21 protein-coding genes are annotated in these 21,988 nt (G+C 68.6%); 13 read left to right on the forward strand and 8 right to left on the reverse strand.

Annotated features, from left to right (window positions below; translation table 11 throughout):
- Positions 1-28: 28 nt before the first annotated feature.
- Entirely contained in the window at positions 29-445 is a 417-nt protein-coding gene (locus AC5P8F_RS08355) for a hypothetical protein (RefSeq protein ID WP_014645757.1), read from the reverse strand.
- Positions 446-535: 90 nt separating this feature from the next.
- On the opposite strand from AC5P8F_RS08355, the gene AC5P8F_RS08360 reads away from it, so the two are divergent.
- The gene (locus tag AC5P8F_RS08360) at positions 536-820 is read left to right on the forward strand and encodes a hypothetical protein (protein ID WP_032961769.1); all 285 of its coding nucleotides are present in this window, start codon (positions 536-538) and stop codon (positions 818-820) included.
- Between the two features lie 88 nt (positions 821-908).
- Here the strand turns inward: AC5P8F_RS08360 and dmeF are convergent, their stop codons facing one another.
- On the reverse strand, positions 909-1,871 hold the full coding sequence (dmeF, locus tag AC5P8F_RS08365; RefSeq protein WP_046428557.1) for a CDF family Co(II)/Ni(II) efflux transporter DmeF: 963 nt from the start codon (positions 1,869-1,871) through the stop codon (positions 909-911).
- 48 nt (positions 1,872-1,919) lie between these two features.
- Between dmeF and AC5P8F_RS08370 the strand changes: the two genes are divergently transcribed.
- Positions 1,920-2,204, forward strand: a complete 285-nt coding sequence (locus AC5P8F_RS08370; protein WP_495227903.1) for a metal-sensing transcriptional repressor — start codon at positions 1,920-1,922, stop codon at positions 2,202-2,204.
- 76 nt (positions 2,205-2,280) lie between these two features.
- Here AC5P8F_RS08370 and AC5P8F_RS08375 read toward each other — a convergent pair whose 3' ends face one another.
- The gene (locus AC5P8F_RS08375) at positions 2,281-2,652 is read right to left on the reverse strand and encodes a MerC domain-containing protein (RefSeq protein ID WP_014645760.1); all 372 of its coding nucleotides are present in this window, start codon (positions 2,650-2,652) and stop codon (positions 2,281-2,283) included.
- 69 nt (positions 2,653-2,721) lie between these two features.
- Between AC5P8F_RS08375 and AC5P8F_RS08380 the strand changes: the two genes are divergently transcribed.
- Positions 2,722-4,047 (forward strand): GTP-binding protein, encoded by a 1,326-nt coding sequence (locus tag AC5P8F_RS08380; RefSeq protein WP_014645761.1) that lies wholly within the window; start codon positions 2,722-2,724, stop codon positions 4,045-4,047.
- A 186-nt stretch (positions 4,048-4,233) separates the two neighbouring features.
- Here the strand turns inward: AC5P8F_RS08380 and AC5P8F_RS08385 are convergent, their stop codons facing one another.
- Together AC5P8F_RS08385 and AC5P8F_RS08390 are read right to left on the reverse strand one after the other, a co-directional pair.
- Entirely contained in the window at positions 4,234-5,841 is a 1,608-nt protein-coding gene (locus AC5P8F_RS08385) for an ATP-binding cassette domain-containing protein (protein ID WP_329768430.1), read from the reverse strand.
- 211 nt (positions 5,842-6,052) lie between these two features.
- Entirely contained in the window at positions 6,053-6,952 is a 900-nt protein-coding gene (locus AC5P8F_RS08390) for a LysR family transcriptional regulator (RefSeq protein ID WP_495227905.1), read from the reverse strand.
- A gap of 225 nt (positions 6,953-7,177) precedes the next feature.
- Here AC5P8F_RS08390 and AC5P8F_RS08395 point away from each other — a divergent pair, with 225 nt between their 5' ends.
- Together AC5P8F_RS08395 and AC5P8F_RS08400 are read left to right on the forward strand one after the other, a co-directional pair.
- Positions 7,178-8,356 carry a serine hydrolase domain-containing protein gene (locus AC5P8F_RS08395; protein WP_495227908.1) on the forward strand — a complete coding sequence of 393 codons (1,179 nt, stop codon included), beginning with the start codon at positions 7,178-7,180 and terminating at the stop codon, positions 8,354-8,356.
- Entirely contained in the window at positions 8,353-9,537 is a 1,185-nt protein-coding gene (locus tag AC5P8F_RS08400; protein ID WP_495227909.1) for an MFS transporter, read from the forward strand. Before AC5P8F_RS08395 ends, AC5P8F_RS08400 begins: the two co-directional genes overlap by 4 nt.
- Before the next feature lie 218 nt (positions 9,538-9,755).
- Here AC5P8F_RS08400 and AC5P8F_RS08405 read toward each other — a convergent pair whose 3' ends face one another.
- Positions 9,756-11,372: an EAL domain-containing protein gene (locus AC5P8F_RS08405; RefSeq protein WP_075076829.1), complete on the reverse strand. Its 1,617-nt coding sequence runs from the start codon at positions 11,370-11,372 to the stop codon at positions 9,756-9,758.
- A 230-nt stretch (positions 11,373-11,602) separates the two neighbouring features.
- Between AC5P8F_RS08405 and cycA the strand changes: the two genes are divergently transcribed.
- Positions 11,603-12,976, forward strand: a complete 1,374-nt coding sequence (gene cycA / locus AC5P8F_RS08410) for a D-serine/D-alanine/glycine transporter (protein WP_142235382.1) — start codon at positions 11,603-11,605, stop codon at positions 12,974-12,976.
- Between the two features lie 162 nt (positions 12,977-13,138).
- Positions 13,139-13,915, forward strand: a complete 777-nt coding sequence (locus AC5P8F_RS08415) for a lytic transglycosylase domain-containing protein (RefSeq protein ID WP_329768433.1) — start codon at positions 13,139-13,141, stop codon at positions 13,913-13,915.
- 97 nt (positions 13,916-14,012) lie between these two features.
- Here the strand turns inward: AC5P8F_RS08415 and AC5P8F_RS08420 are convergent, their stop codons facing one another.
- Positions 14,013-15,533 carry a hypothetical protein gene (locus AC5P8F_RS08420; RefSeq protein WP_197621859.1) on the reverse strand — a complete coding sequence of 507 codons (1,521 nt, stop codon included), beginning with the start codon at positions 15,531-15,533 and terminating at the stop codon, positions 14,013-14,015.
- A 165-nt stretch (positions 15,534-15,698) separates the two neighbouring features.
- Between AC5P8F_RS08420 and AC5P8F_RS08425 the strand changes: the two genes are divergently transcribed.
- Positions 15,699-17,780: a gluconolaconase gene (locus AC5P8F_RS08425; RefSeq protein WP_329768434.1), complete on the forward strand. Its 2,082-nt coding sequence runs from the start codon at positions 15,699-15,701 to the stop codon at positions 17,778-17,780.
- Here AC5P8F_RS08425 and AC5P8F_RS08430 read toward each other — a convergent pair.
- Entirely contained in the window at positions 17,758-18,165 is a 408-nt protein-coding gene (locus AC5P8F_RS08430) for a YciI family protein (RefSeq protein WP_012479004.1), read from the reverse strand. The two genes, AC5P8F_RS08425 and AC5P8F_RS08430, sit on opposite strands and share 23 nt — an antisense overlap.
- Before the next feature lie 767 nt (positions 18,166-18,932).
- Between AC5P8F_RS08430 and AC5P8F_RS08435 the strand changes: the two genes are divergently transcribed.
- The 5 genes from AC5P8F_RS08435 to AC5P8F_RS08455 all read left to right on the forward strand — a co-directional run bounded on the left by AC5P8F_RS08435 (position 18,933) and on the right by AC5P8F_RS08455 (position 21,971).
- Entirely contained in the window at positions 18,933-19,346 is a 414-nt protein-coding gene (locus tag AC5P8F_RS08435) for a YciI family protein (RefSeq protein WP_014645771.1), read from the forward strand.
- Positions 19,347-19,413: 67 nt separating this feature from the next.
- The gene (locus tag AC5P8F_RS08440; RefSeq protein ID WP_111205909.1) at positions 19,414-19,836 is read left to right on the forward strand and encodes a VOC family protein; all 423 of its coding nucleotides are present in this window, start codon (positions 19,414-19,416) and stop codon (positions 19,834-19,836) included.
- Between the two features lie 36 nt (positions 19,837-19,872).
- Positions 19,873-20,283: a VOC family protein gene (locus AC5P8F_RS08445; RefSeq protein ID WP_142235385.1), complete on the forward strand. Its 411-nt coding sequence runs from the start codon at positions 19,873-19,875 to the stop codon at positions 20,281-20,283.
- Between the two features lie 23 nt (positions 20,284-20,306).
- Positions 20,307-20,663 carry a DUF1428 domain-containing protein gene (locus tag AC5P8F_RS08450; protein WP_014645774.1) on the forward strand — a complete coding sequence of 119 codons (357 nt, stop codon included), beginning with the start codon at positions 20,307-20,309 and terminating at the stop codon, positions 20,661-20,663.
- A 45-nt stretch (positions 20,664-20,708) separates the two neighbouring features.
- Positions 20,709-21,971, forward strand: a complete 1,263-nt coding sequence (locus AC5P8F_RS08455; RefSeq protein WP_329768435.1) for an RNA polymerase sigma factor — start codon at positions 20,709-20,711, stop codon at positions 21,969-21,971.
- The last annotated feature ends 17 nt before the right edge of the window (positions 21,972-21,988 follow it).

Raw genomic sequence — 21,988 nt, forward strand, 5'->3', positions numbered from 1 at the left:
TAGCCGAGCGTGGGCTCGGCTCTACAGTTCAATCGCACTTCACCGCATACACCGGCCCAGCCCCGATCAGCATCAGCGCCATGTAGTCGCTGTCGCTGGCCTTGCCCTTCAGCGTCGCGCCCTTGTTGAAGTGGAAGATGCCGAAGCCGCCGGACATGCGGATCAGGGCACTGTCGATCTGGTCGGCGTCGTCGCGAAAGTAGCGGCTGATCTCGCTGGACGTGGCCTTGTGCAGGGCGTTCGGTTCGCGCTGCCACTGCTCGCCACGGCTGAAGGAAACGAAGTACTGGCCGCCTTCCTTGTCGATGCGGAAGTCGGCGGGCTTGCGCGCGCCGGTGGCGAAGCAGCCCTGCAATGGGTCGGCGGAGAAGGGAAGCCGCGCATCGTCGCCGCAGGCAGTGAGCAGCAGGAGGGCACCGGGCAGCAGCAGGCGGAGCGTGCGCATGGGATGTCCCTACAGGGCAGGTGCGGCTAGTGTAGGCAGCACGCGGGCGTGGCCCGTACAGAAATTCGGCAAGGACACAGGGGTTTTCGGATGGCGCAGGGCAAGGCACCGTGGTGCGGCGTGGCCAGTTGGCTGGGGATTGCTGTGGGGTGGGGGGCAGGCACCGTGGCGGCGCAGGCGGCAGTCGCTGCCGGTGGCAATGGCATGGCCGCTGGGCTGGGCGTGGGCGTGCTGGGCGCGGCCTTGGTGGGCGGCGGCCTGGCAGTGGCCGCGCGCGTGCGTGGCGAGCGCTGGCCATGGATCGGCATCAGCGGTGCGGTGCTGAGCGCGCTGCCGCTGCTGATGTACCTGCTGCGGATGATGCTGAAGCTCTAGCGGTAGTGCCGGCCGCTGGCCGGCAACTGCAGGTGGCGTGCGGTGTTCATGGGGTTGCCGGCCAGCGGCCGGCACTACCTGGCGTGCATCACTCGCTGCGGTGGATCTCCACCGTTACATGCACCAGTTCTTCGTGGATGGCCAGCGCGTTGCGCACGGTATCGGCATCCAGCGTGGCGTCACTGGTGACCACGCTGGCGCTGACCGCGTACTTGCCGCGACCCACCTGCCAGACGTGCAGGTCGGCCAGGCGTGCCGGCCACGGGCCCTGTTCGATCACCTCGCGTACTTCGGCCACCACCGGCGCGTCCATCTGCGCGTCGAGCAGGATGCGGCCGCTGTCGCGCAGCAGGCCGACCGCCCACACCGTGACCAGTACGGCGCCGACCAGGCCCATCACCGGGTCCAGCCAGGTGAGGCCGAGCAGCTTGCCGCCGAGCAGGGCGACGATGGCCAGCACCGAGGTGGCGGCGTCGGCCAGCACGTGCACGTAGGCCGAGCGCAGGTTGAGGTCGTGACCGTGCGCATGGCCGTGGTCGTGGTGTTCGTGGCCATGCCCGTGGTCATGGCCATGGTGATGATGCGCGTGGCCCGGGCTGTCGTGCAGCCACCAGGCACACAGCAGGTTCACGCCCAGCCCGACCGCCGCGATGGCGATGGCTTCGTTGTAGTGGATCGGTGCTGGTACCCACAGCCGCTCCAGCGACTGCACGGCCATCAGCGCGGCCACGCCGAGCAGGGCGATGGCGCTGGTATAGCCGGCCAGGATCTCGATCTTCCAGGTGCCGAAGGCGAAGCGCGGGTCGTGCGCGTAGCGGCGTGCGCAGCGGTACGCAAACACCGAGAGCCCGAGCGCCAGCGCATGCGAACTCATGTGCCAGCCGTCGGCGAGCACGGCCATGGAGTTGAACCACCAGCCGCCGACGATCTCCACGACCATCATGCTGACGGTGAGCCACAGGGCGCGGCGGGTATTGCGTTCGGCCAGCGGGTTGCCGTCGTCGAAGCGGTGTTCGTGGCGACGGGCGGCGGCAAGGGCGTCCAGGTGCATGGGGGCCAGCGGTGGAGTGGATACCCCCATAGGGTATATGATTCCGGCATGGCTCATGTACACAAGCATCGAAAGCAGTTGCTGACCCGGGTGCGCCGCATCGGCGGACAGGTGGCGGCGTTGGAGCAGGCGCTGGACAGGCCGGAGGGTGAGGCCGGCGACTGTGGGGACGTGCTGGTGCAGGTTGCCGCCGTGCGCGGTGCCGCCCACAGCCTGCTGATGGAGCTGCTGCACGAGCACCTGCAGGAACACGTGGTGGGCGCCGAAGACCCGCAGCAGCGGGCGGCCGAGGCCCAGGTGCTGGTCGAGCTGCTGCGCCGCTACGGCAAATGACCAGGTAGTGCCGGCCGCTGGCCGGCGACTGCAGGTTGTCTTCCCCGTTCATGAGGTTGCCGGCCAGCGGCCGGCACTACCCGTGGCGGTGTCGCGCGTTCCAGATATGCGTGGCGGCCAGCAGCAGGCTGCCGGTGACCGTCATCGGTGTTTCCCAGTCGTGCGAGGGCAGCGCCAACGCGCCGGCCAGCAGCAGGCCGAGCCCGGCGCCGGCGGTGGCCCAGGCCAGCACGGGCAGCGGGTGACGGCGTTCTGCCCGCCACAGCGCGTAGCCGGTCAGCGGCAAGGCGATGGCCACGAACAGCAGATGCACCCATTCCGCTTCGGCCCACGTGCCGAACAGCGGCAGCGCGGCGGCAAGCAGGGGCAGCGCCAGGCAGTGCAGCAGGCACAGGCTGGACAGGGCGACCGCGCCGGCATCAAGCAGGGCGGCAGAAGGCGACTTCATGGGGGGAGGTTCCTTGCGCAGTAATTGTTATACAGTAACATTTCCGTTCCGCAGCCAACCCGCTCCGACATGAACACTGTTTCCCGCGCCGACCGTCGCCTTCCGGTCACCGTGCTGTCCGGCTTCCTCGGGGCCGGCAAGACCACCCTGCTCAACCAGATCCTGCGCAACCGCGAGGGCCTGCGTGTGGCGGTCATCGTCAACGACATGAGCGAGGTCAACATCGATGCGCAGCTGGTACGCGAGGGCGGCGCCGAACTGCGCCGCACCGAAGAGACGCTGGTGGAGTTCAGCAATGGCTGCATCTGCTGCACGCTGCGCGATGACCTGCTGCAGGAAGTGCGGCGCCTGGCCGATGCGGGGCGCTATGACTATCTGCTGATCGAGTCGACGGGCATCGGTGAGCCGATGCCGGTGGCGGCCACCTTCGCGGTACGCGACGAGCAGGGCTTCAGCCTGAGTGACATCGCGCGCCTGGACACGATGGTGACGGTGGTGGATGGCAGCGCGTTCCTCGCCGACTTCGGCTCGACGCTGCGCCTGGCCGAGCGTGGCCAGCAGGCTGGGCCGGATGACGATCGCGGCGTGGTCGACCTGCTGTGCGAACAGGTCGAGTTCGCCGACGTGATCGTGGTCAGCAAGGTCGATCAGACCGATGACGAAGTGCTGCAGGACACGCTGGCCGTGCTGCGTGGCCTGAACCGCGACGCGAAACTGCTGCTGTCCAGCTTCGGTGACGTGCCGCTGGCCGAGCTGCTGGACACCGGTCGCTTCGACTTCGAGCGTGCGCAACGTGCGCCGGGCTGGGTAAAGGAGCTGCGTGGCGAGCACACGCCGGAAACCGAGGAGTACGGCATCGCCAGTTTCGTCTACCGCTCGCGGCGACCGTTCCATCCCGCGCGTTTCGCCCGCGCGTTGCAGTCGGGCATGCCGGGCGTGATCCGCAGCAAGGGCTGGTTCTGGCTGGCCAACCGCATGGACTGGGTGGGCGAGCTGAACACCGTAGGTGCCGCGACGCGGACGCAGGCGGCGGGATTCTGGTACGCCGCACGCGATCGCGTGCGTGCTGGGCTGGAGGACACGCCGCCGTTGCTGCCGCCCACGCCGCTGCCGTACAGCGACCTGGGCTGGGCGCGGCAGCAGGCCGATTGCTGGAGCGCACCGTTGCCGGGGCCGGAAGACTTCCCGGATGCGGCCGCGCACTCGGCGATGCAACGCCTGTGGCACCCGTTGTGGGGGGATCGCCGCCAGGAGCTGGTGGTGATCGGCGTGCACATGGATGAGCGTGCGGTACGTGCGGAACTGGATGCCTGCCTGCTCAACGACCAGGAGCTGCGTGCGGGCCCGCTGCTGTGGCATCAGTTGCCGCAGGCGTTCCCGGTGTGGAAGCGGTGACGGTGCACTGAGGATCGATGGGTTGCCGGCCAGCGGCCGGCACTACCCCTGGTCGATATGCCATGCGTGGATGGATGCATGGCGGAGTCGAGCATGGCTCGACTCTACAATGTGATCCGTCGCGGCCAATCCTGTAGAGCCGAGCCCATGCTCGGCTGCTGCAGTAGATCCAGGCATGGCGTGGATCTACAAGGCGTCACGCCACTGCCAACCCCCGGTGCTCACCTGCAACACCTGCGTCGGTCGCAATGCCTGCAGCAGGTGCCGGTCGTGGCTGACCATCACCAGCGCTCCCGGCCATGCCACCAGCAGTTCTTCAAGTGCCTGCAACGCGCTCAGGTCCAGTGCGTTGCCGGGCTCGTCCAGCAGCAACAGCTGCGGTGCGGGGTCGGCATACAGCACGCTGGCCAGCGCGCCTTTCACCCGTTCGCCATCGCTGAGGTGATGGGCTGCACGCTGGATGCGCTGCGCGTCCAGCCCGAGCAGGGCCAGCCGTGTGCGCAGTTCACCGGTATCGGCCGCCGGGTTGGCAGCCTGCACGGTGTCGAGAATGCTGCGCTCGCCGGAGAGCCCCAGCAGCTGCTGGTCGAGCAGCGCCAGTGGTGCATGCCGTTGTACGTTGCCACTGCGTGCAGGCAACTGGCCGGCCAACACGCGCAACAGCGTGGACTTGCCACTGCCGTTGTCACCAACCACGGCGATGCGCTGGCCGCGGCGGATGTCCAGCTGCAACGGCGCGCGGCAGCCATGCGGGAGCACCAGCGACTCCGCCTGCAGCAGGCGTGCGCTGCCGCGTTCCCCCTCGCCGGCAAACAGTGCGAGCTCCGGTGTGGCGTGAACCGCCGAGGCTGCAGCGCGCAGCTGGTCTGCGCTGGCCTGCAGGCGCCCGGCCTGTACCTGCTGTGCGCGGCCGTGGCTGCCCTCTGCACGTTGTTTCTGTCGGCCGAGCAGGATCGGCGCCTGGTTGGCCTGCTTTGCATCGCGATTGCCACGTGCCTGGCGTTGCTGCTGGCGTTCGTGCTGTTCGCGCGCACTGCGCTGCTGCTGCCGGTGCTGGGCGCGGGCGTGGTCGAGCTGTGCCGCGGCCGCTTCGCGTTCGGCGGCACGCGCGTCGGCGTAGTGCTGCCACGGCCCGCCATAGCGATGCAGCCCGCGCGCGTCGAGCTCGACGATCTGCTGCATGTGCGCCAGCAGTTCGCGATCATGGCTGATCACCAGCAGGCCGCCGCGCCACTGCTGCAACCGTTCGTACAACTGCTGGCGATGGCGGGCATCGAGGTGGTTGCTGGGTTCGTCCAGGATCAGCCAATCAGCGCCGCTGGCCCAGGCGCCGGACAGCGCCACCTGCATGGCCTGGCCACCGCTGAGGCGCGCGGCGGGTTGGGCGGGATCGAGGTCGTCGGGCAGCCGTAGCGCCTGCCATTGCTGCTGCAGGCGCTCGCGCAGGTCCCAACGGTCGCCGACGCAGGCGAAGTCGGCCTCGTCCACGCTGCCGGCTTCGATGCGTTGCAGTGCGGCCAGTTCAGCGCCAACGCCGGCCAGTTCACCGACCGTGCCAGCGGGTGGATAGCCGGGCGTCGGCAACAGGAACACGCGGCCGCTGCCGCGTACCTGCCCGTTCTCTGGCTGCACCCGGCCGGCGAGCAGGCGTGCGAGCACGCTCTTGCCAGCGCCATTGGCACCGACCAGGCCGGTGGCGACCGGATCGAAGGAAAACGTCAGATCGGAAAACAGCGGGCGGCCGTCGGCCAGTCGATACGACACGCGATCGAGCGTGAGGGAATACGGGGTCATGCGACCTCCATGGATGCCGGGTTCTCCCCTGCGCGCAGGGGCGGGAAGAGTCAGGCCGTCTAACGGGAAGACGGCGGCATCAATGGCGCATTGGTCGCGAGCCTCTTGGAGGAATGAGGGGGCAGTATAGCGGCGCTGGCTGAATGGTTGCGTGCAGCGGTAGAGCCGAGCCATGCTCGGCTGACCTTAAGCATCCACGCATGGCGTGGATCTACGGCATGGTACCCAGCCGGGCGCCGACGAAGTCGATGAACACCCGCAGCTTCGGCAGCACGTGGCGGCCCGAGGGCCACAACAAGTGGAAGGTGCCGCAGGAGTGGACATGATCCTCCAGCACGGTGACCAGGCGGCCGTCGGCCAGCGCATCGCGCACCGAGTGCACCGGCACGAAGGCCAGGCCGACATCATGCAGTGCCAGCGCCACCCGTGCTTCGATGGTGTTGGCCACCATGTGCACCGGAAGTTCCTGCGGTGCTTCGTCATCGGGCCAGTGGATCGGCCACGGCTCCAGCTTGCCGGTGCTGGGGAAGCGATAGTGCAGCAGCGTGTGCTGCATCAGTTCCGCCGGCGTGCGCGGAACCCCGCGACGCTGCAGGTAGCCCGGCGAGGCGATTACACGGCGCGGGAACACCCCCAGCCGGCGTGCGTTCATCCGCGAGTCGCTGGGTTCACCGACGCGCAGCACTGCATCGAAGCCTTCCTCGATGACATCGACCAGGCGGTCGCTGAAATCCAGGTCGAGGCGGATGTCCGGATACGCCGCCATGAACTCGGCCATCAACGGCAGGGTGAGATCGCCGACCAGCGGCAGGCTGATGCGCAGCGTGCCGCTGGGCGTGGCGTGCGGTTGTGCCAGCTCGGTGCGCGCGGCATCGCGCTCGTCGAGGATGCGCCGGCAGCGCGCCAGGAACAGCTGGCCCTCGGCGGTGAGCGTGATGCTGCGCGTGCTGCGGTGGAAAAGGCGCACGCCCAGTGCGTGCTCCAGCCGGGCAACGCACTTGCCGGCGGCCGATGCGGAGATGCCCTGCAGGCGCCCGGTCTCGACGAAGCTGCGCGTGTCGGCGGCGTGCACGAAGGTCTGCAGGTTGGCGAGGTTGTCCAGGACTGACATCGGCGTAGGGGCAATGAAAGCGGCAGGGTAGGGGCGTGATCACGGCGGGCGGCGCCGCCACCGCAACACTGTGGTGCGGGACGGGGGCTGGCCCTTGCGCCCTTGCAGTTCCGGGTATGATGCCGATTGCGGACTGCACGGTCCATGATGCCCGGAGCCGCAACCGGCTTTTTGCGCCGCGCCGTGCTGCCTAACGTGGCGGGCCTCTCCCCACGGATCACCGCGATGAATGCCGCTCTTTCCCTCGAACCTGCACCGATGCTGCCTTCGGTGCAGCGGCTGCTGCAGCAGGTCCACCCGACGCGCCTGGTCGGTGCGGTGGTGCTGGTGTGCGAGCACGGCGTGCTGCGCCATGCCAGCGCGACCGGGCAGGCCGATCGCGAGTCGGCCCTGCCGATGCAGCGCGACCAGCTGTTCCGGCTGGCATCGGTCAGCAAGCCGCTGCTGAGCACGGTGATCCTGCGCCTGGTGGCCGAGGGCGTGCTCGACCTCGATGCGCCGGTGCAGCGCTGGCTGCCGGACTTCCGGCCGGCGCTGGCCGATGGCCGCAGGCCGCCGATCAGCCTGCGCCAGCTGCTCAGCCACAGCAGCGGGCTGGGCTACCGTTTCCTGGAAGCCGATGCGCACGGACCGTACGCCCGGGCCGGCGTCAGCGATGGCATGGACGCCAACCCGGAGTCCCTGGCCGAGAACGTGCGCCGTATCGCACAGGCGCCGCTGCTGTTCGAACCGGGCAGCCAATGGCTGTACTCGTTGGGCGTGGACGTGGCCGGTGCAGTGGCCGAAGCGGCGACCGGTGAAACGCTGCAGGTGCTGTTCAAGCGTTTGCTGGCTGCCCCCCTGGGCCTGCGCGATACCGCGTTCGCCACGCGCGCTGCCGCACGGCTGGCCACGCCGTATGTGAGCGACACGCCCCAGCCGCATCGCCTGCAGGAAGGGGAGGTGGTCGCGCCGTTCGAGGGAACGGTGGGCATCGAGTACAGCCTTGCGCGTGCCCTCGATGCCAGCCGTTTCGCTTCGGCCGGCGCCGGCCTGGTGGGTACTGCCGATGACGTGATGTCGGTGCTGGAGGCGCTGCGTGACGTGCAGCGCTCCGGCCTGCTGCCGCCCGCGCTGGCGGCAGAGATGGCCAGCCCGCAGGTGGGCGAGCAGGGGCCGCCGGAACCGGCCGGCTGGGGCTTCGGGCTGGGCTTTGCAGTACTGCGCGAGGCCGCTGCCAGCGGCACGCCGCAGCGCGAAGGCACCTGGCGCTGGGGCGGTGCTTATGGGCACAGCTGGTTTGTTGATCCGGCGCGTGGGCTGAGCGTGGTGGCGCTGACCAACACCCTGTACGAAGGCATGGATGGTGCCTTCGTCGATGACCTGCGCGATGCGGTCTATGCAGACCTGGAGGCTGCGCGATGAGCGGCCACGCCATCGATGCGGCCAGCCCGGCCGGTGAGGGCACACGCTTGCCGTGGGCGGGCCTGCTGGCGCTGGCCGGCGGCGGCTTCATCACCCTGTTGACCGAGACCCTGCCGGCCGGCGTGCTGCGACCGATGGGCGACAGCTTGGGCGTGAGTGATGCGGCGGTGGGCCAGCTGGTGAGCGTGTATGCGCTGGGCTCGGTGATGGCGGCACTGCCGATGACAGCGTTGACCCAGCGCCTGCCGCGGCGTCCGCTGTTGCTGGCGGCCATCGCCGGCTTCGTGGTGGTCAACACGTTGACGGCGCTGAGCAGCAGCTATGCGCTGATCCTTGCTGCGCGTTTCCTGGCCGGCGTGAGCGGTGGCCTGCTGTGGTCACTGGTGGCTGGCTATGCCGCACGCATGGTGGTGCCGTCGCTGCAGGGGCGCGCGATCGCGGTGGCGATGGTGGGGTCGCCGTTGGCGCTGTCACTGGGCGTGCCGGCCGGTACGTTGCTGGGCCAGCAGGTCGGCTGGCGCTGGGCGTTCGCGCTGATGAGCGTGCTGGGCGTGGGCCTGCTGGCGTACGCGCGCTGGGCACTGCCGGCGCTGCCTGCGGCCGGTGCCGGTCAACGTGCGTCGCTGGCCAAGGTCTGGCGCATGCCGGGCGTGCGCAGCGCGCTGCTGGTGATGGTGCTGTACGTGCTGGCGCACAACGTGCTCTACACCTACATCGAACCGTTGGCGGTGGAGGCGGGTGCCGGCCCGTGGCTGGACCGGCTGCTGCTCGCCTTCGGCGTGGCGGCGATTGCCGGCATCGGGATTGCTGGTTGGGGCGTGGATCGCCACCTGCGTGCGCTGGTGTGGGCGGCGGTGATCGGCTTCATCGTACCGGTGCTGGCCTTGCTGGTATGGCCCGGCGTGGCCAGCGCGCTGCTGCTGGCGACGATCCTGTGGGGCGTGGCGTTCGGTGCGGTGCCGACCCTGTTCCAGACCGCCTTGGCACGACGCGCCGGCGCCGCTGCGGACCTGGCGCAGTCGATGCTGGTGACCGGCTGGAACCTGGCCATTGCGGCCGGCGGCGTGGCGGGCGGCGTGCTGCTGCAGGCCAGCGGCCCGAGCCAGCTGGGATGGTTGCCGCTGCTGTTGCTGGCGGTGACCGTCGCGTGGTTGCTGGCACGGCCGAAGGCGTGGGCGTAGGCGGCGCTCAACGATGATGCGGTGCCGGCCAGCGGCCGGCACTACCGTGGGCCGCGCCATCCACGCATGGCGTGGATCTACCGAGTGCAGCGACCCGCGTTTGCTTTCTTCTGTTGATTCCGTGGTAGGGCCGCCGCCAGAACCTGTCAGAGACCGTCCCGGCCAACGCCGGGATAGCTGTACGCGACCCACCACCAGGGGCTCTGCCGTTGGCCGTCCTACTCGATCCCTTCACGCTCGATCGGCACGCTGCGCGGGTTCTGCATGTGCTCGCGTGCAGCGCCGTACTGCTGCTGCCGCTTGTGGTGGAAGGCGACGAACTCATCACGCGGCAGCGGCCGCGAGAACAGCCAGCCCTGGCCGAATTCCACATGCCGGCTGTGCAGGTAGGCCAGCTGCGCTTCGGTTTCCACGCCCTCGGCCACCACCCACAGGCCCAGCTCCTTGGCCATGTCGATGATGTGCGGCGTGACCGGGCTGGTGGCGCTTTCGGTGCCGATCGCATCGATGAACGACTTGTCGATCTTCAGCGCATCCAGTGGCAGCTGCTGCAGGTACTGCAGGCTGGAGAAGCCGACGCCGAAATCGTCGATCGCCACGCTGTGGCCGGCGCGGCGGGCGGCGGCAAGCATGGTGCGCGCGCGGTCCAGGTCGAGGAAGCCACGTTCGGTGGCCTCCATCCAGATCTGCTGCGGCAGGATGCCGCTGCCGGCCATGTGCCGGGAAATCATCTTCAGGGCGCGGCCGCTGCTGATGTCTTCGGCGGCGAGGTTGATCGCGATGTGCGCGCTGCGGTCGGCCACCAGCAGCTCGCGCATGTCGCGCACCACGTTCTCGATCACCAGGTCGGTGACGTCGGCGATCATGCCGGCCTCTTCGGCCAGCGGAATGAACAGGTCCGGCCGCACCTGGGTGCCATCCGGGCGCTGCCAGCGCACCAGCGCCTCGGCGCCGACGCAGATGCCGGTGTCCAGTTCGATGATCGGCTGGTAATGCAGGTACAGCTCGCGGCGGCGGATGGCGGTGGCCAGCTCACCGCGCAGCGACAGGCGGCGCCGCGACAGCCAGATCACCAGGCCGGCCCCGGCGGCGGCCAGCAGCAGGCCGACCGGCACGTACAGCCATGCCTGCTGGCGGAAGGCGGCGGCCAGCGCGGTGCGCGGCGTGGTGGCGATGGCCAGCCATTCCTCGTTGCGCGCGGTGGCGAACAGCGTGGCGTGATCCAGGCCTTCGCCGGGGTCGCGCAGCAGTGCCTGCAGCAGGTCCGGATCCAGGCCGGGCTGTTTGGCCAGCAGGCGTCCATCGGGGCTGGCCAGCGCCAGCCGCACGTTCGGGTCGGCAATGACATCGACGAAGCGGCGCGGGTCCACCAGTGCGTCGTAGGACCCATACAGGACCGCCAGCACCTGGCGGCGGCCGCTGATTTCCGGGCGCACATCCACTGCAATGCCTGCGCCATCGCTGGTGACGTGGTCCGGCGTGGGTTGATCCACATCGGACAGGAACGGACCCCACGAGGTGCAGCGCAGCTTGCCACCTTCGAAGTAGCCCATCTGGTCGATCGATGGGGTGGTCATCACCAGGGTCTGCATGCGCCGGATGTGTTCGGGGCTGCAGGGTACGTAGGCGCCGGCCTCGGCCGATTTCAGTGCCGCCAGCGCTTCCTGGTAGGACAGGTCGGAGCGGCGCAGGGTGCGATCGGCGATGTCGCGCAGGCGCTGCTGTTCGACGCTGATCGCGCGGTCCCAGGTGGCGTAGGCCATGACCGCGATCGGCAGCGCAGCGGCCAGCAGGGCCAGGGCGGTGCCGCCGATGATGACGCGCAGCCGGCTCATGGCCGGGGCTCCAGCGGGGCGGGCGGGGCAGGGCGCATGGTGGGCCGGTCCTTGGGCAGGTGCGGCTATCTGAGCATGGCGCCGGGCCGGGCGGAATGGGATCAATACGGTATTCGGTCACATTGTGGTGAAAGCGGCCCGCTTTGACGCAATGGGTCCGTCTGGCGCTGGCGCTCGGCGCCGCGGAGGACTACCGTCGAATGCTTCGCCCGCCCCTTTTGCCCGCGCCCATGACCGAGCCCGCAACGCCCCCCGAGCACCTGCGCCGCAGCCTGTCCAACCGCCACCTGCAACTGATCGCCATCGGCGGTGCCATCGGCACCGGCCTGTTCATGGGATCGGGCAAGACCATCAGCCTGGCCGGCCCCTCCATCGTCTTCGTCTACCTGATCATCGGCGCGATGCTGTTCTTCGTGATGCGCGCGATGGGCGAACTGCTGCTGTCCAACCTGCAGTACAAATCCTTCATCGATTTCTCCACCGACCTGCTCGGCCCGTGGGCCGGGTTCTTCTGTGGATGGACCTACTGGTTCTGCTGGATCGTCACCGCCATCGCCGATGTGATCGCCATTGCCGCCTACGCGCAGTTCTGGTTCCCCGGGCTTGAAGCCTGGAAACCGGCGCTGGCCTGCGTGATGCTGCTGCTGGCATTGAACCTGGTGACGGTGAAGCTGTTCGGCGAAATGGAATTCTGGTTCGCGCTGATCAAGATCGTGGCGATCTGCGCGCTGATCATCACTGGCGCCGGGCTGGTGGCGTGGGGCTTCACCTCACCCAGCGGCCACACCGCGTCGCTGTCGAACCTGTGGAATGACGGCGGCATGTTCCCGATGGGGCTGGTCGGCTTCTTCGCCGGCTTCCAGATTGCGGTGTTCGCCTTCGTCGGCATCGAGCTGGTCGGCACCACCGCCGCCGAAGCCGCCGACCCCGAGCGCAACCTGCCCAAGGCGATCAACTCGATCCCGGTGCGCATCATCATCTTCTACGTGCTGGCGCTGATCGCGATCATGGCGGTCACCCCGTGGCGCCAGGTGGTGCCGGACAAGAGCCCGTTCGTGCAGCTGTTCGTGCTGGCCGGCATTCCCGCCGCCGCCAGCCTGATCAACTTCGTGGTGCTGACTTCGGCCACGTCCTCGGCCAACAGCGGCATCTTCTCCACCAGCCGCATGCTGTACGGCCTGGCCGAAGAGGGCCACGCCCCGCGCGGGCTGTCGAAACTGTCGCGCGCCGCAGTGCCGGCCCGTGGCCTGCTGTTCTCGTGCCTGTGCCTGCTGGGCGGCACGCTGCTGATCTACCTGATTCCCAACCTGGTGACCGCCTTCACTCTGGTGACGACACTGGCGACGGTGCTGTTCATCTTCGTCTGGTCGCTGATCCTGGTGGCCTACATGGCCTATCGCCGTCGCTATCCGGAGCGCCATGCTGCATCGATCTTCAAGATGCCCGGCGGCGTCGCGATGTGCTGGGCCTGCCTGGTGTTCTTCGCCGCCGTGCTGGTGCTGCTGAGCCTGCAGGGCGACACCCGCCAGGCGCTGATCGCCAGCCCGGCGTGGTTCGTGCTGCTGGGCGTGGGCTATTGGGTGCGTCGGAGGACCGCGAAGTGATCCGAAGTGGGGTCAGATCCCGTTGCTCAGCAACGGGATCTGACCCCGGCAGGTCGCGGGAGGTTGCCGGCCAGCGGCCGGCACTACCACGGGTGCAGGACGCCGCCCTGCCGGCCCCCATTCACCCAACATTAGCGGGCACGGCCGGATCATCCGGCCGCCATGTCCCCTCGCCCCGTCCTGCTCGCGCTGTTGCTGCTGCCCAGCCTGTGGCCCGGGCTGGCCGCCGCGCGCACCGTCTACCGCTGCGTGCAGGGCAACACCGTCAGCCTGGCCACCGCGCCGGAGCCGGGATCGCGGTGCACGCCGAAGGAGATCGACGACAACGCCGTCCAGACCCCGAACCTGTGGGGCAACATGGGCGTGTTCAGCGGCGTGCTGTACGAGCGCGAACAGGACGGGGCGCTGGTCTACTCCACGCGCAACCTGCCCGGCTCGCGGGTGTTCCTGAAGTTCACCGTGGCCACGCCGCCAGGCGAGCCGGCGCACGAAGGCCTGGGCAAGGTCGGCAAGCCGCAGCTGGCGCAGCACGCCCGGCAGTTCAAGGCCGCGTCCAAGGCCACCGGCGTCGATGATGCCTGGCTGCGTGCCATCGCCCACGCCGAAAGCAATTTCGACGCGCTGGCGGTATCCAGCAAGGGCGCACAGGGCGTGATGCAGCTGATGCCCGAAACCGCGCAGGAATACGGGGTGAGCGATCCGTTCTCGCCGCAGCAGTCGATCGAGGGTGGCGCGCGCTACATGCGCGCGCTGCTGCGCCGCTACAACGGCGACCGCCCGTTGGCGGCGGCCGCCTACAACGCGGGCATCGGTGCGGTCACCCGCTACAAGGGCGTGCCGCCCTACGCCGAAACCCTGGCCTACGTGGACAAGGTGATGGCGCTGTACGCACGCTACCGCGAAGCGATGGGCATCCGCACCGAGGTGCCGGCGCGCTAGCGGACGGTGCCGCCTGCACGTGGCGTTGTAGAGCCGAGCCGATGCTCGGCTGCGCCAATTGCAGCCGAGCATCGGCTCGGCTCTACACAAAAGCTGCTCAGCGCGAGGTGGAGCTGCTGACCAGGTCGTAGCGTTCAATGCGGCCGACGCGGGCGACCTCGGCCTGCACGTCGGCACGCTGCTTGAGTGCACGCCACGCGGCATCGATGCGCACATCACCCGGCAATGACGGATACGTGCGCATGTCCTGCAGGCTGGCCAGGGTTTCACCGCGTTCGATGGGCGAGCGCAGCTGTTCGATCAGCACGGCGGCGGCACCGTCCAGGTTGCCTTCCTCCAGCAGCATTTCGCGATGGAACAGGCGGGCATCCTCGCGCTGGGCCAGGATCACCGCGCGTGCCGCTTCGCGCGCTTTGGCATCACCACGCTCGCGGGCGGCGGCGAACTGCAGCAGCGCCTGCGCGGCCTTGCCGTAGCCGGCGAGGCCCGGCATGTCATTCACTGCCTGCGCAGCGTCCTGCATGCGCCCCAGCGAACTGAAGACGAAGCCGACATTCATCTGGTGCTCGACACCATCCGGGCCGAGTGCGCCGATGCGTTGGGCCTGTTGCGCCGTGGCCAGTGCCTCATCGGTGCGGCCCAGCCGGCGCAGTGCGGTGAGCCGGCTGTTGAGCAGCCAGGCCACCCATTCCGCTTCGGCGGCGGCAGGTGATTCGCCGTTGCTCGCGGCACCGGCCATGCCCTCGGTCAACGACAGCACTTCCTCGTTGCGGTCCAGCATGAGCAGGGTGGTGCTGAACTCGGCCATGCGCGCGTCCAGTGCACGGTCGAGCAGGCCGGAGACGCGCAGTTCATCGAGGTGGCGCTGCGCCGCCTGCACCGGATCGAAACGCGCATCGCCGCGATCGACATAACGGTCAAAGCGCTTGTCGCTGCGCAGGCGGATGATCTCGGCCGGGCTGTCGATGCGGGCCAGCGTGGCTGGAATGCCGTCGCCACGGCCATTGTCGGCCTGCAGCGTGGCCAGCGTCAGCCACAGCCCGGTGGGTTCCAGGCCGGCACTTTTCCAGCCGTTGTCAAACAGCGCCTGCAGCAGGTCCATGCGCTTCATCGGCTGGTCACGCAGGCGGTACTGCAGGTAGTTGATGGCGTGGTGATCGACCGGCAGCGGCGCGTCGGCATGCTGCAGTGCCTTCACCAGGAAGGTGGTGGCTGCGGCCGGCTGGTTGTCCGACAGTTCCACCGACACCTGGGTAAGCAGGATCTGTGCATCCTCCGGCAGGGCCTCCTGCGCCCGCTGCAGGTAGCGGCGGGCCAGGGCCGGCTTCTTCTGCATCAGTGCGGTCCAGCCAGCGACCTGCGAGGCGCGGCCACGATGCTCGGCATCGAAGTCGTCCAGCAGGGGATCCTCCATCAGCCGTTCCATGCTGATCAGCGCGCCCAGCGTGTTGCCACTGCGTGACTGCTGGATGGCCTCATCCCAGCGCGTGGCATAGGCCTGGTGCATCGCATCGGCGGTGATTGACGGCTTCTGCGGCGCCACCGTGATCGAAGCAGTGGCGGATGTGCTGGCCAATGCGGCCAGCAGCAGGGCGGTGAGCGGGAGAACGCGGGGCATGGAGAATCTCCATCCGTGGGAACCGCATTGAACCTGCTGCAGCCAGCGAGGACAAGCACGACGAAGCGAATTCTGGCGTTCAGCCGCACAATCGGCCGTGGCGGATCGCACGCGCAGCGTCTATTGTCGGTGCCTCTTCAGACAGCAGGCAGGCAGCGCAGCACGATGGCACGGTGGCAATGGATGGCGGCAGGCGTAGCGTTGGCGACGGTAGTGGCATTGGCTGCGACCTGGTGGGAGACACCGCTGCATACGCTGGCTGAACCGGCGGGTCCGGCTCCGACGCCGTTGGCGTGGACCGCGCAGATTGAACCGCTGGCCGGCGATGGCCACCCGGGTGACCGTGATGGCGCGTCCGCGGAGGCACGCTTCGCCGATCCGTACGCGTTGCTGCGCAGTGCCGATGGCAGCGTCTATTTCACCGATGCCGGCGACAACAACCGGATCCGTCGCCGCCTTCCCGATGGCCGCGTTGAAACGGTGGCCGGGCAGGGCGAGGGACGTGTCGATGGCCCTGCACTGCAGGCCAGTTTCAACACGCCTTCGGGCATTGCCGCCGACGCGCAGGGCAACCTGTATGTGGCCGACACCGGCAACCATGCGATCCGCCGCATCAGCACCGATGGCCAGGTGACCACGCTGGCCGGTGGCGAACAGGGCCACGCCGACGGCCCTGCCGCGCAGGCCCGCTTCGATGCGCCGATGGGCATCGCCGTGGATGCGCAGGGCCAGGTTTACGTGGCCGATACGTTCAACGATCGCATCCGGGTGATCGGTACGGATGGCAGCGTGCGCACCCTGGCCGGTGGTGATCGGCCGGGCCTTGCCGATGGCGTGGGCGCCGCTGCGCGCTTCGATACGCCGGTGGCGCTGGCCTTCGACGCGCAGGGCGCGTTGCTGGTGGCCGACCTGTTCAACAACGCCGTGCGCCGGGTGGGTGCCGATGGTACGGTCAGCACCGCGGTCGCCGCCGGTGGCGTGATCAATGGGCCGCTGTCGTTGGCCACCACCCATGACGGCGTGCTGTACGTGGGTGATCTCGATGGCCGCATCGTGCAGGTGACGCCGCAGGGCCATCAGATCGCGCTGGTCGGCAATGGCCGCCTGCCGCGCCTGGCCCGCCCCAGCGGATTGGCGCTGGATGCCGATGGCAGCGTGCTGGTGGCCGACGCCGCCAGCTACCGCCTGCATCGCCTGCGCCCGCTGCCGGTGGGCGACCTGCCGGCACCGGCACTGGTCGGCCCGGCTGCCGATGCCGCGCTGCCGAAGACCGGGGGCCGTTGGCCGCTGGCACCGCAGGACGGCTGGCACGAAGTGGTCGGCACCTTGGGCGAGGTGCGCGGCAACTTCACCGGTGAGAGCCGCCACCACCTGCATGGCGGCTTCGACGTGCGCGGTGATGTGGGCCAGACCGTGCTGGCGATCGCCGAAGGCAAGATCAGCAGCCCGGTGGCCGCCTGGAACCTGGGTGAGCAGGCCGAGGGCCTGGTCGTGGATCGCCTCAAGTACATCCACATGCGGGTCGGCCGCACCCCGCGCGACGAACCCTACGATGCGCGCTGGCAGGCGCTGTACGACGAGCAGGGCAGGCTGGAGCGGATGCGCGTGCGCCGCGGCATGCGCATCCACGTCGGTGACCGCCTGGGTAGCATCAACAACCAGGCGCACGTGCACCTGGCGGTGGGTACCGGCGGCTTCGAGACCAACGCGGTGGCGCTGGGCTTCCAGGGCTACGCCGACCACTTCGCGCCGCGCATCACCGATGTGGCCCTGCTGGACGACAACGACCAGCCGATGGCCGCCGGCAGCGATGGCGTGGTGATGGTGGCGCGCCAGGGCCGCGGCGTGCAGATCGTGGTCGAGGCCTGGGACCAGGTCGACAACAACCTGCCGCGCCGCCGCCTGGGCATGTACCAGGTGGGCTACCAGATCCTCGACGCCGATGGCCGAGCGCTGCAGGGCTATGAACAGCCACGCTGGAACATTGTGTTCAACCGCATGCCGCCGCAGAAGGAAGCTGTGCGCGTGGCCTACGCACCGGACAGCGGCATCACCGTGCATGGCAGCGCGGTCACCCGTTTCCGCTACCTGGCCACCAACACCGTGCGCGACGGCCTGATGGAAACCGGGCGCTGGCAGCCGGCGGCGCTGCCGCCGGGCGAGTACATCGTGCGCGCCAGCGTGCGCGACTACAGCGGCAACGAAGGCGTCGGCCCGCGCGAGATCAGGGTACGGCTGCTGCCATAGCCGCAGCCGGGGCGCCGCAACGTTCGCGCTCGGCGTCCATGTCTTCCAGCGGCCGCACTTCGATGCTGCCGAAGCGCGCCCACGGGAAGTCGCGGGCGATGCGCATGGCTTCGTCGCGGTCGCGGGCGACGATCAGGTTGAAGCCGGCCAGCAGTTCGCGGGTTTCGGCGAACGGGCCATCGAGAACACGGCTGTTGCCATCACGCACGCGCAGGGTCTGTGCAGTGTCGACCGGCTGCAGTTTCTGCGCGGCCAGCAGCGTGCCTTCGGCCTGCAGCTTGTCGGCGTGGGCCAGGCAGTCGCGCATCAGCGCGTTGAATTCTTCGATGGGCAGGGCCTGCAGCAGGGCAGGCTCGATATAGATCAGAAGCAGGTACTGCTGCATGGCACGGTCCTGGCGGGGGCGGGGTGTCCATGATGGCGCAGGTTTGCCCGCCGGCATGCTGCAGCGCGAAAAGCCGCCTGCGGCGGGCGATCGGCGAACGGCGGAGCCCCTCCGTGGTGGGGTGGGTGGGTCGCTGAAAGCGGGTTTCCTGAGGGTGGGCCGGGCGGGCGGGATTGGCGGGGACGCCGTGAATCCGTCCCTGGAGGCTTAGCCGCGCCATCCACGGCGCGGATACCCCGCCAACCCCACCCGCCCGGCCCCAGACAGATTCCGGCGGCCGATCCACCACGGGAAATCAACAAGCAAGAGCAAAAGCGGGTCGCTTTGCTCGCAAAGCCGAGCCCGCCAGCCAACCGCCTTTGCTTTTGCTGTTGCTTTTGCTTTTGCTGTTGCTTTTGCTGTTGCTTTTGCTGTTGCTGTTGCCTTTTCTCTTGATCTTCCCGTGGTGGGTACCGGAGGCAGGAAACTGTCCAGGGCCGGGTGGGTAGGCGGGGCGGGGGTGTCCGCGGCATGGATGCCGCGGCCAAGCCCCCATGGATGGGTTTACGGCGTCCCCCGACCCGCCTACCCACCCGGCCAAACCCATGAACCCGCGCTTTCAGCGACCAACCCAACCCACCACGGAGGGGCTCCGCCGTTCGCCGACCTCCGCCGAAGGCGCGCTTTCCACGGAAGAAATAATTTTCAGAGGACGTGTCGATTCCCAGCCCCCTGGTTCGTTGTACCCAATGAAGGGCACGCACCACGCGTCCCCACGGGAGACCGCAATGAAAGTGATGGTGATCGTGAAGGCCAACGCCGACTCCGAAGCCGGCCGCATGCCCAGCGAACAGGAACTGTCCGAAATGGGCGCCTTCAACGAACAACTGGTGGCCGCCGGCATCATGCTGGCCGGTGAAGGCCTGCACGCCACCCAGCGCGGCCGTCGCATTCACTTCGGCGGCGGGGCACCCCAGGTCGAGGCCGGTCCGTTCGGTCCTGCCAGTGAACAGATCGCCGGCTTCTGGCTGTGGGAGGTGCGGTCGCTGGACGAAGCGGTTGAATGGGCCAGCCGCGCGCCGTTCGGCAGTGGCGGCACGCTCGAACTGCGTCCCTTGATCTCCGCTGAAGACTTCGGTGAAGCCTTCACCCCCGAATTACAGCAGCAGGAACAGCGTCTGCGTGCACAGCTGGAAGGTTGACCCGATTCATCTCCACGCCGGGCACGACCCGGCGCTACCGCCCTGAACCACATCACGGAGTATTGCCATGAGACTGATTCCCTTCCTCGGCTTCAGCGGCCAGGCCCACGAGGCGATGGCGTTCTACGCCAAGGCACTGGGTGGCCAGGTCACTTCGGAAATGAAATACCGCGACATGCCGCCGTCCGATGGCATGCCCGGCTGCAATGAAATGCCGGCGCAGACGCTGGACCACGTCGCCCACAGCCAGCTGGAGATCGGCAACGCCATCGTGATGGCGGCCGACGGCCCCGGCGGCGGCGAGGGTGGCTCGACCACCATCAATGTTGATGTCGACAGCATCGAAGAAGCCGAACGCGTGTTTGCCGCGCTGGCCGAGGGGGGGCAGGTGCAGATGCCGATCGCCGAAACGTTCTGGGCGCACCGCTGGGGCATGCTGGTCGACCGCTATGGCAAGCCGTGGATGGTCAACTGCATGAAGCAGCCCTGATTCCTCTCTTTCTTTCATCCACAAGGAGCTTCACCGATGGGTGCACCGCAACCGCAGATGATCTTCGTCAACCTGCCCGTGCAGGATCTGAACGCGTCCAAGACCTTTTTCGCAGCGCTGGGCTACAGCTTCAACCCGACCTTCACCAATGACGATGCCGCCTGCATGGTGATCAGCGAGAGCATCTTCGTGATGCTGCTGACCCAGCCGTTCTTCAAGCAGTTCACCACCAAGCCGATCGCCGACGCACGCAGCCAGACCGAGGTGATCACCTGCCTGTCGGCGGACAGCCGCAAGGCGGTGGACGTGATGGTGGACAAGGCTCTGGCGGCCGGCGCCAGTGAACCGCAGCCCGCGCGCGACTACGGTTTCATGTACCAGCGTGGCTTCCAGGACCTGGATGGCCATCTCTGGGAAATCGCACACATGGACGGCGAGCCGGGCTGACGGCCGCCGCAGGGAGAACCCGCATGGCTTACGTGGACGCTTACGTGCTGCCGTGCCCGCAGGACAAGGTGGCGGCCTACCGCCGCCTTGCCCGCAAGGCCGGCGCGGTGTGGAAGGACCATGGCGCGCTGCAGTACATGGAATGCGTGGCCGACGATGTGGAGCCGGGCAAGAGCACCTCGTTCCCGCGCGCGGTCAAGGCGAAACCGGGCGAGACGGTGATCGTCGCCTTCGTGGTGTTCCGCTCGCGCGCGGCACGCGACCGCATCAACGCAAAGGTGATGGCCGACCCGCGGCTGGCGTCGCTGGGCCCGAAGGACATGCCGTTCGATACCCGGCGCATGTTCTGGGGTGGCTTCAAGCCGATTGTTGAAGCGTGAGCTGCGGCGCTTGTGCGGGCCGGGCGTGCGTGCTGTGATCGGCGCATGCTCGAGCCCGCACTGACGCAGCGTCTGGAAACCCTCTGGCGGATGGAGTCGCCAGTGCTGATTGCGCGCCTGGCGCGGCTGCTCGGTGGCGATGTCGGCCGTGCCGAGGAGCTGGCCCAGGACACCTGGCTGGCCGCGCTGGAGCGTTGGCCGGAGCAGGGTATCCCGGACAACCCCGGAGCCTGGCTGATGACCACCGCGCGCAACCGTGCCATCGATGTGCTGCGCCAGCACCAGCGGGTGACGCAGCAGCATGCGCAGTGGGGCGAGGAACTGCATCCGGCGGCACTGCCGGCGCCGGATGACAGCCAGGCACTGGAGGACGACCTGGGCGATGACCTGCTGCGGCTGATGTTCGTGGCCTGCCATCCCGTGCTGCCGGCCGATGCGCGGGTGGCACTGACCCTGCGCCTGCTCGGTGGCCTGAGCACCGTCGAGATTGCACGTGCGTTCCTGCAGCCGGAGCCGACCATCGCCCAGCGCATCGTGCGCGCCAAGCGCACGCTGGCGCAGAAGCAGGTGCCCTATGAAGTGCCACGCGCGGACGCGATGCCGGAGCGCCTGGCCTCGGTGCTGGAAGCGATCTATCTGGTGTTCAACGAAGGCTACGCCGCCAGCGCCGGTGATGACTGGATGCGCCCGGCGCTGTGCGAGGAAGCGCTGCGGCTGGCCCGCATCCTGGCGCATCGGTTGCCGGTGCCGCCGGTACTGGGCCTGCTGGCGCTGATGGAACTGCAGGCTTCGCGCGCAGCGGCACGGGTGGACGCGCAGGGCGCGCCGGTGCTGCTGGACCAGCAGAACCGCGCGCGTTGGGACTGGCTGCAGATCGACCGCGGGCAGCAGGTGCTGGCGCGCGCGTTGGCCATCGGTGGCGACCAGGATCCGTATGTGCTGCAGGCGCGCATCGCGGCCTGCCATGCGGCTGCGCGGCGCGCCGACGCGACCGACTGGCCGCGTATCGCCGCGCTCTATGCACAGCTGCTGCAGGTGCAATCTTCGCCGGTGGTGGCATTGAACCGGGTGGTGGCGATCCTGCGCAGCGAAGGCCCGTTCGCCGCGTGGGCGCAGCTGCAGCCCCTGCTGGTCGACGCGCGCCTGCGCGACTATGCGCCGCTGCAGGTGGTGCGCGGCGAGCTGCTGCAGGCACTGGGGCGTGAGCAGGACGCACGTGACGCTTTTGGCCAGGCCGCTCGGCTCAGCCAGAACCAGGCCGAGCGCGGACTGCTGCGGCAACGGGCGGGCCTGCCCCCCACGGACTGAGCCGACAAAGGCAGCAC

The organism is Stenotrophomonas sp. YJH_SMC_69 (genome assembly GCF_059370495.1).